This window comes from Pseudomonas luteola NBRC 103146 (assembly GCF_002091675.1).
In the GTDB taxonomy this organism is placed as follows: domain Bacteria; phylum Pseudomonadota; class Gammaproteobacteria; order Pseudomonadales; family Pseudomonadaceae; genus Chryseomonas; species Chryseomonas luteola.
Window position 1 is genome coordinate 1 of record NZ_BDAE01000016.1, and the last position, 12,339, is coordinate 12,339.

11 protein-coding genes and 1 pseudogene are annotated in these 12,339 nt (G+C 51.8%); 8 read left to right on the forward strand and 4 right to left on the reverse strand.

Features of this window, described 5'->3' with window-relative positions:
* Positions 1–573 (forward strand): annotated as a pseudogene (locus PLU01S_RS26410) (glycoside hydrolase family 5 protein); the annotation flags it as partial.
* A gap of 321 nt (positions 574–894) precedes the next feature.
* Here the strand turns inward: PLU01S_RS26410 and PLU01S_RS16615 are convergent.
* Positions 895–2,190 carry a hypothetical protein gene (locus tag PLU01S_RS16615; protein ID WP_074828924.1) on the reverse strand — a complete coding sequence of 432 codons (1,296 nt, stop codon included), beginning with the start codon at positions 2,188–2,190 and terminating at the stop codon, positions 895–897.
* A gap of 587 nt (positions 2,191–2,777) precedes the next feature.
* On the opposite strand from PLU01S_RS16615, the gene PLU01S_RS16620 reads away from it, so the two are divergent.
* The 5 genes from PLU01S_RS16620 (at position 2,778) to PLU01S_RS16640 (ending at position 6,270) form a co-directional block, all read left to right on the forward strand.
* Positions 2,778–3,047 carry a hypothetical protein gene (locus PLU01S_RS16620; protein ID WP_010798703.1) on the forward strand — a complete coding sequence of 90 codons (270 nt, stop codon included), beginning with the start codon at positions 2,778–2,780 and terminating at the stop codon, positions 3,045–3,047.
* Positions 3,048–3,515: 468 nt separating this feature from the next.
* Positions 3,516–3,704 (forward strand): response regulator, encoded by a 189-nt coding sequence (locus PLU01S_RS16625; protein ID WP_139208905.1) that lies wholly within the window; start codon positions 3,516–3,518, stop codon positions 3,702–3,704.
* A 72-nt stretch (positions 3,705–3,776) separates the two neighbouring features.
* A complete protein-coding gene (locus PLU01S_RS25750; RefSeq protein WP_159435116.1) occupies positions 3,777–3,923 on the forward strand; it encodes a response regulator in 147 nt (48 codons plus the stop codon).
* Positions 3,924–4,247: 324 nt separating this feature from the next.
* Complete coding sequence (locus PLU01S_RS16635; protein WP_074828931.1) at positions 4,248–5,873, forward strand: methyl-accepting chemotaxis protein; 1,626 nt, start codon at positions 4,248–4,250, stop codon at positions 5,871–5,873.
* 151 nt (positions 5,874–6,024) lie between these two features.
* Positions 6,025–6,270: a hypothetical protein gene (locus PLU01S_RS16640; protein ID WP_010798707.1), complete on the forward strand. Its 246-nt coding sequence runs from the start codon at positions 6,025–6,027 to the stop codon at positions 6,268–6,270.
* Positions 6,271–6,312: 42 nt separating this feature from the next.
* Here PLU01S_RS16640 and PLU01S_RS16645 read toward each other — a convergent pair whose 3' ends face one another.
* Positions 6,313–8,424 carry an ATP-binding protein gene (locus PLU01S_RS16645; protein ID WP_074828934.1) on the reverse strand — a complete coding sequence of 704 codons (2,112 nt, stop codon included), beginning with the start codon at positions 8,422–8,424 and terminating at the stop codon, positions 6,313–6,315.
* A gap of 269 nt (positions 8,425–8,693) precedes the next feature.
* Between PLU01S_RS16645 and PLU01S_RS16650 the strand changes: the two genes are divergently transcribed.
* Positions 8,694–10,112 (forward strand): short-chain fatty acid transporter, encoded by a 1,419-nt coding sequence (locus PLU01S_RS16650; RefSeq protein WP_074828936.1) that lies wholly within the window; start codon positions 8,694–8,696, stop codon positions 10,110–10,112.
* A gap of 112 nt (positions 10,113–10,224) precedes the next feature.
* Here PLU01S_RS16650 and PLU01S_RS16655 read toward each other — a convergent pair whose 3' ends face one another.
* Entirely contained in the window at positions 10,225–10,596 is a 372-nt protein-coding gene (locus PLU01S_RS16655) for a hypothetical protein (protein ID WP_074828940.1), read from the reverse strand.
* Between the two features lie 529 nt (positions 10,597–11,125).
* On the opposite strand from PLU01S_RS16655, the gene bcsR reads away from it, so the two are divergent.
* A complete protein-coding gene (bcsR, locus tag PLU01S_RS16660) occupies positions 11,126–11,353 on the forward strand; it encodes a BcsR/BcsP family cellulose biosynthesis protein (RefSeq protein WP_074828942.1) in 228 nt (75 codons plus the stop codon).
* Between the two features lie 147 nt (positions 11,354–11,500).
* On the opposite strand, the gene PLU01S_RS16665 is transcribed toward bcsR, so the two are convergent.
* Entirely contained in the window at positions 11,501–12,283 is a 783-nt protein-coding gene (locus PLU01S_RS16665; RefSeq protein ID WP_010798713.1) for a sulfite exporter TauE/SafE family protein, read from the reverse strand.
* Positions 12,284–12,339 lie beyond the last annotated feature (56 nt).

Here is a 12,339-nt window from a genome sequence, read left to right on the forward strand (position 1 = left end):
AAGCGTGGCTACATTGGTGAGTTCGGCGTACCGGATAACAACCCGCGCTGGAACATCCTGATGGACAACATGCTGGCCTACCTGAAAGAAAATTGCGTACCGGCGTCCTACTGGGCGGCAGGTCCGGGCTGGGGCAATTATTTCATGTCAGTTGAGCCTATCAATGGTGTAGAGCGTCCGCAGTGGCCGACGCTCAAGAAGTACATGGACAGCAGCAGCTGTACGGAAATAGGCCCTAAGAAAGCAGCAACAACTTCGCCTGCACCTACACCGACCATTGTTGCGCCGGCACCATCCACTACGACGGGTTCCGTGACCAGCACCATCAACAATTTTACCAACACCGATTGGCTCAATGGTGTGTATCGTAAGAAGGCTGGCTTCTCAGTACCGGGCACGACCGCCAACAAAGCCGCCTTTCAGGTGGGCAAGTCGGTTAAGCTAGCGGATGGTCAGGTCCGCAAGATTACCTATGTGCAGGCTGGCACTAATCTAGGTGTCTATGTTGATGGCGCGGCAGTCAATGGATCGGTCGTAGGTTATCCCAAGACGCTGACTGTTTTGTCTAAATAACAACAGTCTCTTACCTACGGGCTGTGATGGATTGTATCTGGAGCTAGGGACAGCTCCTTATCTTTACTTTTTCTCCCTCCGTAATAGGCCAGGTGCGTTCGTATCAGACGCGTATTTTGCCAGCCCATACCAGATTCCCTATGTAAGACAACAAAACGGCATTCTCTAGCAGCTACATAAGCTGATCGTAATTGCCTCGCTATGCATCATCTCTCCTGTAATCCCTTCTGAGTCAACCTATCTGCTTGATCTGGCTTTACTGGCATCCCTTAAAGGAAGAGGCCGGGTATAAGCCCAGCCTTTTCCTTTATTAAAGATGAATCAGGTCATGCCTCTCATTCCTCTGGCGCCAGACAACGACTCAAGCCGCGTTGGGTATGGATACGGTACCGCTGCGATTTCGTCAGTAGCTCTGGCTGTATGTTGATAGTGTGTTTTGAGTGCCTGTAGGGCGAGAAGAAAAGCCGTAGGTGCTTGATACTCGAACACACCTACCAACGGCCACATGGCAAGGTTGGCCAGAAAGAACGCCAGCGTAAAGTCCAAGTTGGGATTTAACTTTGTTGCAACCCTGTAGTGGATGAACAAGCCAATCGGAATAATGGCAAATGTCAGGAATCCGAAGCGGAATAAGGTACCAATTACCCCTACGTCAGACAGAAAGAAGTAGTTGCTGAAGAACCGTTTGAACCCATCATTCCACATCAGGCTCAAGCTGCCGCTAGGAACCCAATTGTATTCATGCAAATGGTTCATGATGGCGGCAATGGTGTTTTCCCGTACATTGTCCGTAGGCCCGCTCTCCACCGATTGCATATAGAAGTCAAGGTTGAGCCCCAAGCTATCGAGGATATGCGGGTTCACCAATATCGGAAAGAGCGCAATGCTACCCAGGATCATGGGCATCACCATGCGGCTTTTCAGACACATCGCGGTAAAGAGAAAGCAGATCACGATGACCTGTCTTGTCTGCATGACAAAGACAATCGTGGCCAGAAAGACAAACGCCAGGATGCCATAGAGCACTTTTGACTTTGGAGCGCCGTTCAGGGGAGATCGTCCATGCCCCATGAAATAGACGCTAAGGCAGTAGGAGAAGATGATGGCCGCTGCGCCGGGCGAGGCACGCCCGGGACGACTAAGGTCAAGCACCTGCTCACGAAGATCGGGCAGCACGCCTGCATAGGAAAGCCAGGAAAGCCCAACGGAGATGAGACCGACCAGCAGTATCAGCTGCTCGAATTGGGTAGCGGTTACACGCTTTGCAAAATAGACAATAACGAAAAAGCTGAAGCAGAACAGAACACGACGCTCTTCAATCAATCCATAGAACAGCGGCTGCCCATAAAAAAGATTTGAAAATAACGCGGGCAGAAAACAGAACACAAACGCAGAAAAAAGGCAAAAACTCAAGCCGAGGTTGTAGTCCTGCTTGTTGGCAGGAGGCGTACCTGTAAGAAGAAGCGCTGTAAAACCTAAGCATATCGCAAGATACAATTCACTAACGTACTTTACGCCAATAGGGTTTGTGTGCCCTTGCTCGAACACACCAAATTGAAAAATAAGAAGAATAAACAAACATACGTAATAGACGTTACGCTTGCTAACCGTGATCATTAATTTTATGTCCTTTACATGCGGTTTGTTTTCGAAACCACCAAGCGTGCCAACCCACACCAATCTGTTGAGGGATCATAAAGCTAGTGGCGACGCAGACGCTGTCAAGGCAGGCAATGGACTACTTAGATCAATGCTTGAAACAGACAAGCTTAGTATTGCGGGCAATTATTACCGTCATATTGGCTCAAATAACCAGACTACTGTGACGGTACGAGTGATTTCGAAAGAATACTGGCTATTTGCCTTCTATTGATAAATAACTTATAAATCATCAAAACAAATTCATAGTACGTTCAATACAAAAGCAATTGACAAAAAACCTTGGTTTTGTGAGTTTGCCAGCATAAATACTTTGAATTAGTTCTCTTCTTTAGTAATAGATCACCCCTCCCGCAGCTTATTAGGACCTTTTTAACCAAGGCTCACTAAAGGACCCGCATAGCGATCAGATGCAGGGTGGAGGCGGAGCATAAGAAAGGCTTTGACTGGGCAGGAAAACCTTTAGACGAGCGGGAAGAGTCTTCAAGAATCTCTTGAAGTAGCCTGACTCTAACTAGATAACACCCAACGATGTAGCCGATTCTATGAATGCCTTGATCATGCTTGTTGACTCGGCCCGTGACCGTTATCAAGTCGATACCTTACTAAAACCTGACGGGACACTGGTTATTACCGCACTACCTGTTGAAGGAGGCTATCCACTTGAGTGGATCTTAACGCCTGACCAGGCGCGTAACCGTCTGCTTTTGGAAACGGTCCTGATGGATATCCAGCGTCGGCTTAACCAGCCGGCATCCAATAGCCATGAATTTACCCATGATGATGATCCATTACATCATGGCTCGCTCGGGTAGTAATTATTTACCCCTCTTTATCACAGTGCTTTTACAGTGCTTCTCATGTTCCTTGCCACACTTGCAGCACAAAGCACTTCTAGTGTGACGTCCGTACCGGATGGGCTAAACGCGTGTTGCACCTCTCCATCTTAGTGGGTAGCCACATGGAAGGTTCTCTGATTTTGCCTTTTGTCACCATTACAGGACGTCCAACTCGCATGATGCGTAAATCTCCTTTTCCGCCTATGTCTTGCGCCTTGCTTTCTGCCGGCGGGAGATGGGGTGCATGCCCGCTCATATGATTGGACCGGCACAACCCTAAGGCCCCGAAAACCTAGCCATCTGCATTGCACACATTGACCACCGTCACTACTAAACCTCTGGGCATAGGGTTGGGCTCTCCATAATTTACGGCTTCGTGCGCTAACCGGTGGGCAGATGCATATCACTTCGGAAACGGGGCAAGGAATACGGGTATGTCTATATTTGACTCGCGCAGAAGAAAAGGCCGTAAATACCGCAAGTGAGCCCATTCAAGAACAGTTGCTCCTTATCGTTACTGGCGGGGCAGTACGGGTTGTGGATTACGAGCCGACTATCCGTATGCTGGTCGTGGAGATTCTTGAAGAACTCGGCTACCACGCCCTGATAGCTGAAGATGGCGCTTCTGGCTAGGCAATCCTGCAATCCGATACCGCTATCGGCCTGTTAGTTTCCGATGTTGGGCTAACGGAAGACAGATGGCTGATGCCGCGTATTAGCCGCCCTGACCTCAAGGTGCTATTTATCACAGGTTATGCTGAGAGCGCTGTGGTAGGCGATGGAAACCTGGAAATCGACACGCCTATTATGACCAGTCCCTTCACGGTCGATATATTGACCGAGCGAATCTAACAGTTGATTGAAGGTAGTTAACTGGCGGTTTTTCAGCTCCTTCTTGGACGGGTCATCTTTATAGTTGGACAGGCTATGCTCTACCAGCTTGAGCACACTGCAGACTCTGCATTCATAGCTGCGCCTGGTAGTTAGCTTTTTAGGAATGTCGCAGTAGAAAACAGGTAGCTGGTAGAGGTTCGCTTTCAAGAACGCTTGAGCCATGGATGCAGTGAGCTTTATCCGTCACTGAATAAATTCAAGCCTCAAGACTGACCGCCGATACATGTCATCAGACAACAAAAATTCGGCGTGCTTTCGCCTCTACTTTTGCGGATGACAAATATGCTACTACGCAGTTGGAACATAGCCCCCCGGGCTGCGCTTGGGTTTGGCCTGATCGCGCTGATGGTTGCTTTTCTAGGTATTTTCTCGCTAGGCAAGATGTCCAACATCCGTGACCGTAGTGTGGCTATAGAAGCAGAATGGGTACCCAGCATCCGCATCGTAGATAGCATCCGGGAAAACATGCTGCGTATTCGCACCATTTCCTTGCGCATGGCGCTTGATCCCGACCCTAAAAGCATTGACACCTATGCCAGCCAGTATGAGGCCCGTAATAAGGTTTTGATGGATAACATCAAAGCGTTTGAGGCCTTTGTCGATACGCCCGAAGAGCAACGCCTGTACGGACAATTCAAACAGGATTTTGCAGTCTACCAGCAGGGTATGACCAACTCGTTTGTCCTGGCCCGCCAAGGCGATACTGTCGCCCTGAATAAACTCACTCTGGTTGACATGAAGCCTGTCATCGATGGCACTGGCAAGACATTGGGCGAGCTGGGAGACTACTATGCACAAGGGATCGAGCGCGAAGGAAAGAGTTCGGCGGATCAATACGCCAGCTCTCGCGCCATTGTTATCCTCGTGATTGCCTTGGCGGCCCTAGCTACCGTGCTTATGGCCTGGCTTCTGACGCAAAGTATCGTCAGGCCCCTGCAGAGTGCTGTGCGCGCCGCACAACAGGTTGCCAAAGGAGACCTGACCACTCACATTGAAGTCAGCGGTAGCGATGAGGTCAATCAGCTTCAGGTAGCACTGCGCCAGATGCAGGACAATCTGCGTAACACCCTGGCTCAGATTTCAGGGTCATCAACCCAACTGGCGGCAGCAGCTGATGAACTCAACGCAGTGACCGAAGAAGCCAGCCGCGGCTTGCAACAGCAAAACGATGAGATTGAGCAGGCCGCTACCGCTGTAAACGAGATGAGCGCAGCGGTTGATGAGGTAGCACGTAACGCAGTATCGACATCTGAGGCCTCCAAGACCTCGACCCAGTCAGCACAGGCCGGTCATGTTCGAGTCAATGAAACCATTACAGCCATCACAGACCTGTCGGAAGAGGTTCAGTCTACCTCCGTACTGGTAAGACAACTTGCCGATCGATCGCAGGAAATTGGCAAGGTGCTGGATGTTATTCGTGCCATTGCAGAACAAACCAATCTACTGGCGCTGAATGCTGCGATCGAAGCTGCCCGTGCAGGCGAATCCGGCCGAGGTTTTGCTGTAGTGGCTGACGAGGTAAGAGCGCTCGCTCATCGTACGCAACAGTCGACGCTTGAAATCGAGCAAATGGTCTCTGGCATGCGCAACGGCGCAAGTCAGGCTTTGAACTCCATGCAGATCAGCAGCACTCGCGCTCATTCCACACGGGAGCTGGCAGAAAGTGCAGGCCAGGCGCTAAGCGAGATTACGTCGTCGATCAGCGAAATGTATGAGCGTAACCTGGTAATTGCCAGCGCAGCCGAAGAGCAGGCTCAGGTGGCCAGGGAAGTTGACCGTAACCTTGTCAATATCCGTGATCTATCCGTGCAGTCTGCCACAGGCGCGCATCAAACCAGCGCGTCCAGCCATGAGCTTTCACGTCTGGCAGCTGAGCTTAATTCTTTGGTAAATCGCTTCAAGGTCTGATCGTTCATTCCTTGATTGCTTTACAACAGAAAAACTTAAAGCCCTCCTTAACAGAGGGCTTTTGTGTTGAAAGCTGGCCAGATCTTCAGATGGATTGCTCTTTACGAGGGAAACAGTGGCCTATGCTTAAGCTAAGCATGAGGCACACTCCATGAACCTGATAGCTGACAAACTTGCACGTCTTGATCCGCCGCTTAAGTTCCTTTTTGAACCACGCGGCACAGACATGCTTTTGACCTTGATCGACCCGGCCGTTCCTGCACGCGTGCAGCGCCGCCTCGATCCTAAGCTCATGATGAATAAGGATGCGCTAAACCTAACCCTGGTTTATGCCGTCAATGAACTACGTGCAAAAGGCTCCCATGTGCCTTTGGAGAAGGATTACATTTTTATCTGATACCTCTTCGACCCACCAAATGGAACCTGGTGCTTCTATCGCCTATCCTCTCAGAGCAGTACGTACCATGGCTGAAAGATCCTCAGGGCGATAGGGTTTGGTAAGCAAATGGATGTTAGGTGCCAATGTGTTGTTCTGCGAAAGGATGTCCCGAGTATGGCCTGAGGTAAACAATACCGGTATTGCAGGTTCCTGCATCTGAGCCCATGCCGCCAGATCCGTACTTTTGAGCCGACCGGGCATCACGACATCCGTGAAAATCAAATCAACCCTCGTTCCGGCTTCCAGCAGCTGCATGGCCACGTCCGCATCAGGCGCTTGCGCCACGTCATAACCGGCCTGCTGCAGTAACTCTACAACAGAGAATCGAACACCTTCATTATCCTCTACTACCAGGATGGTTTCCCGCCCCTCAAGTGTATAGTCATGTTTGCCCTGGTCATCTTCTTCGGCCTGTTTGTGACTGCGTGCGAAATACATCCGTACCGTCGTACCGCATCCAGGGGCGCTCTGAATATCAATATGGCCCCCACTCTGCTTGACGAAGCCAAACACCATGCTAAGACCAAGTCCCGTACCCTGCCCTTCAGCCTTGGTTGTGAAGAATGGCTCGAAGACGTGCTCCAGCACTTCTGGCTTCATACCTTCGCCCGAATCGGCAACGGACAGGCAGAGGTAGTCCCCAGGACTGATGTCCTTGCCTGCACAGTAATCTTCATCCAGCACGACATTGTCGCCATGAACGTTGATCAGCCCTTCCCCATCCATCGCATCACGGGCATTGATGGCCAGATTGAGAATAGCGTTTTCCAACTGGTTACGATCAACGTGTATGCACCAGGCATTGTCAGGCAGGGACATATCGATTTCGATGGTCTCGCCCAGTGCACGCTGAAGGAGCTCCTCCAGCCCTTCGAAAATATGGGCTGGGTTGTAAATGCCGGGTGATAAGGCTTGGCGACGGGCAAAGGCCAATAGTTGGGAAGACAGCTTGGCTCCTCGCTCCACCGCATTGATGGCAGCCTCTACGCGGCTCTGTACACGAGGGTTGTCCTTTTCCTGACGAGCCAGCAGATGCAGATTACTCGAAATGACCTGCAGGACATTATTGAAGTCATGTGCAACGCCTCCGGTCAGTCCGCCAATCGCCTCCAGCTTTTGTGATTGCCGGAGCTGCTCTTCTGCCAACGAGCGGGCCTGCACTTCAGCAGCGACCCGCTGCTCCAGATTGCGCGTCAGTTGATAAAGCGCTTCTTCCGCCATCTTGCGTTCATGAATATCAATCAGAACACCGGGAAAGCGAAACGGCTCTCCACGCTCGTCAAACTCGCATAGACCACTTGCTAAAACCCAGCGGAAAAGGCCGTTCGGGCGGCGGATACGACATTCAGCATTGAAAGCGCCGCCCTGATCAAAAGTCTGCCTGATATGCATCCGGATCTTTTCCAGGTCGTCCGGATGAATGAAGCCGCTGGCGATCTGAATGGGAATGCCTGCCGCCGCTTCGTCTACGGGGTATGAAAAGGTTCGTGCGAAGCGCTCATCTCCAGTCAGGGATTGTGCTTTGATATCCCAGACGAACAGTCCCAGGAGCGCACCGGAGTTCAATGCCAGTTGTAGTCGTTCATTCGTTGCCCGGAAGGAACGCTCAGCCTCCTGACGTCGCCGCTCCGACAGTACGTGTTGAGTGGTTTCGATAACGATGGCCATGACGCCAGCCGGCATACCATCGTCCTCAGGCACCGGACTATAGTAGAGGTCCATCGAGACGTCTTCCGGACGCCCATTACGAAACAATACAAGCTCTTTGTTCCGATAAGAGAGCGTACCGCCAGCCAGACAGGTATCAACTACGTTCCGATTGAATTCGGCAACTTCCGGCCAACCAATCTCGACTGGCGAGCCGAGAAGAAAAGGATGACGCCCTCCCGCAAACACGGCATAGGCATCGTTATAAATCATATAGCCAGGCCGTCCCCACAACATCACGAGGGGAACAGGAGAAGCCAGTAGAAACTGGACGGCAGCGCTCAGACTTTTGGACCACTGATCAATGGGACCGAGATCCGTACGAGACCAGTCGAAAGACCGGATACGCTCGGCCATCTCACCGCTCCAGCCCAGGCAACCATGATCGTCCCTTAAAAATTGCATGGATTGTCTCTTAGGAAAAAGGCCTGTTCAGTATGTTGGTGTCCAGATACGACCACAGCAACAAACAACAATTCTAAACAAACGAAGCGGCGGCAAGGTCAGTCTATTCGGCAACGATAGCAGCCTTTTGAAGTGGCCGTCCGTCCACGGTGAAAAACCGCCAAGTAAAACACACCGGTAAGCGCTACCCTCTATACGTCCTGAGCGCGGCCAGACAAATGGCCATGCGCTACACGGGTAATCAATAACAAAAGCTATAAGGAGATTACATGTCCGTTCATATTGAAGAGCGATTTTCTGCTCGTCTGGCGTTACGTTGTGCGCATTGGGCTGAGCGCTGGTTCCCTGACTCCTGGGTCTTTGCCGCTGTCGCCGTGGTTGTGGTGGCGCTTGCCGCCACCCTGCTCGGTACACCGGCTTCAAGTACAGCCAAGGCATTTGGCGACGGATTCTGGAGCCTGATTCCCTTCACCATGCAAATGGCGTTTGTAGTGATCGGCGGCTACGTTGTGGCCAGCTCAGCGCCTGCGGCCCGCCTGATCGACTGGCTGGCTCGCATCCCACGCAATGGTCGGTCGGCTGTCTGCTGGGTAGCGCTCATTTCGATGCTGGCTTCTCTGCTCAATTGGGGGCTCAGCCTGGTCTTTGGAGGGCTCCTGGTAAGGGCCCTTGCCCGACGTGTCGATTTGAAAATGGATTACCGGGCCGCAGGTGCAGCGGCCTATCTCGGGCTGGGCGCCGTATGGGCCTTGGGTCTGTCGTCCTCAGCGGCCCAGTTGCAGGCAAATCCGGGAAGCCTGCCCCCGTCTGTTCTGGCGATTACCGGTGTCATCCCCTTTACGGAAACCATTTTCCTCTGGCAGTCAGGCGTCATGCTGCTTGCGCTGATCGTGCTGTCGCTGATCATTGCATATGCTACTGCGCCTGGAGAATTGACTGCTCGTACTGCGCGTGAGTGTGGAGTCGACCCCGTACTGGAAACACCGGCTCGGCTAGTGCGAACACGCCCAGGCGAATGGCTGGAGCATAGCCCGCTTCTGACCATTATCATTGTGCTGCTAGCGCTGGGGTGGCTTTGGCAGGAGTTTGCTTCCAAGCCTGCCATTGAGGCCATTTCAGGGCTCAACACCTACAATCTGTTATTTCTGACGCTTGGTGCGCTTCTGCATTGGCGTCCTCGTCATTTTCTCGATGCAGTGGCGCGTGCTGTCCCGACCACTACTGGTGTCCTGATCCAGTTTCCCCTCTATGGCTCCATTGCTGCGATCATGACAAAGGCGACAGGAAGTGATGGTCAGACGCTTGCCCACCATATTTCCGCCTTCTTCGTTCAACTGGCCTCACACGATACATTTGCGGTCCTGATGGGCGTCTATTCAGCTATCCTGGGTTTCTTTATTCCTTCAGGCGGGGGTAAATGGATCATCGAGGCGCCTTACGTCATGCAGGTTGCCAATGACTTGCACTACCACCTGGGCTGGGCAGTCCAGATCTACAACGCAGCTGAAGCGCTACCCAATTTGATAAACCCCTTTTATATGCTGCCTTTACTAGGCGTTCTGGGGCTCAAGGCGCGCGACCTTATCGGTTTTACCTTCATGCAGATGCTGGCGCATATTCCGTTGGTGCTGATTCTTTTATGGGCATTGGGGGCCACCCTGACGTATCTGCCACCAGTCATGCCTTGATGAATCCACCACAGATGATGAACGGTCGTTTGAACAGACGAGACAGCTGTACAGATTAAGTCCACCAATGTCATATTGATATCAAGTTTGCTAGCCACTTCTCATTTTGTGGCTAGCCCCCCTTACGCTCAAGAGCGCTATCTTCAAGTAGGTCCAGCTCTGGCTCCAGCATGTCTTTTAGAGGTAAATAAGGTTGTTGTACTGCCTCGGCCTGTTCTTCACGGCGGTGGGTGTAACGTGTCTGCTTTACAAGCCCAATGACACAATGCTCCAGTTCGAAGGATACGGTCTCATCATCGTTTCTGTGTTTATTCTTCGAGAAGCCTTCCTGAGCAAAAAGCCTCCCAGGAATTGAGCTTGCCATAACGCCTCTGCCCGTCAGGCGCCTGCATGACACATTCATAAACGCTTGCCCTAAAGTCCATGCGACTTTTGAGCCTTTGAGCTTTGCTGCTGCCATTGATATCATCACGACATCAATCATAGGGGGCTCAGGCGCGGTCGTTGCGCAGCATGAACCTACCCATAACCGATACGGAATGAGTCTGGTCACGCGTGAGGTTACTGTTACTCACCATGCTGGAACAGGAATGGCTTTCTCTTCGCCTTTCAGAAAGCAAAAAGCAGGATGCTGGATATGGACTTCTTTACTAACCTCACCACCCTTTGTACAACCCAGGTGTTAACGCCGGGCCGCCCTATTGCCTGCCTGGCCATAATAGGCCTTGTGGCTACAGGGGTTGCGATTCACACCGAGCTTAGACGGCATAAGGATGAATAATCTGATCGCTTCCGTCCTGAACGCTTCATCCAGCTACTTACGTCCCAACGACGACCACTAGCATGAGTGAATGGGATCCTGTGGACCTGCTGCTGATGGCCATTAGCGGACTATGCCTTCTGTCAGCGTTTGGCTTGATGGTGCTCTGGCACTGATGGTCTGGCACGCCGGTTGCTGCAGGCAACAGTGTAATGACCGTTGCGTCAAATAATCTGTCAGCCTGGAAACCACGATGAACGCTCTTCAAGTACTCGACGCTTCCATCCATACATTGGATACCCGTGAGGACGTCACTAATCTGGCCAAATGCTTTGATTTGCAAGGGTTGCAGTATCTTGAAATCCAGGCTGTCCAAAACTTTCAGTCAGCGATGGCACATTGGCCATTGTTGATGGAAACCCTTCAGCCGTCGCTGGTCGGTTACGAGACGATCATCAATCCGCTTCCAGCCTATCTCTGATAAGGCTGAAGCGGATCCGCATGGCATAGAAAAGAGCAGTACCGCGGATATATCGGCAGAAATAGCTCTCTTCTGGCTATTTATTTTTATTCGGAAGGCGTTAGCAAGTGAGTGGCCTGAAGCCCTCAGACCACTCACAAGGAGAGGTCAGAGCAGTTTGTACCCGATCACCATCAGCATAACGGCAAGGCACGGACGCAATATTCCATCGGGAATTCGACCGGAAAGGTGACTGCCCATAAAGATGCCTGGCAGTGAGCCCATCAGCAGATAGCCTAGAATAGGCCAATCCATGTTGCCCATGCTGGCATGGCCCAGTCCTGCAATCAGCGTCAAAGGTACGGCATGTGCGATTTCTGTACCTACCAGGCGTCGAGTAGCCAGGAAGGGATATAGCATGAACAGCGCCACGGTCCCTAAAGCGCCTGCGCCAATGGACGTCAGCGTCACCATGGCGCCAAGCACAACACCTGTGATGAATGTCAGCGTATTGAGCTTTTTCGGGCTCAAGTGAAAGCTGTCATTGGCATGCCGGCCTACAAAGGCAAACAACTGTTTCTTGAAAAGAATGGCAAAGGCTGTCATGAACAGAACAATACCCAAACCATGCTTGATGATCGCATTTAGCGCCTGCGGATCGGAGTGCAAGCGGCTCAACAACCACAGTGTTAATGCAGCGGCCGGCAGACTTCCCAGCGCCAGCCAGCCTGTCACAGACCAGTCGATATTCTTGTTGCGCTGATGCACCCAGACACCGCCTGCCTTTGTCACCGCGGCATACAGCAGATCAGTTCCTACGGCAGCGGCCGGATTGATGCCAAACCACAATAGGATAGGAGTCATCAGGGAACCACCGCCTACGCCTGTCATCCCAACAATAAAGCCGACCACCAAGCCTGCGACAACAAAACCTCCAGCGCCGAAATCCATCATCACTTCCTAAAGACACATGTTCTGCAAAAACCGGCACGCAGCATAACGACTTA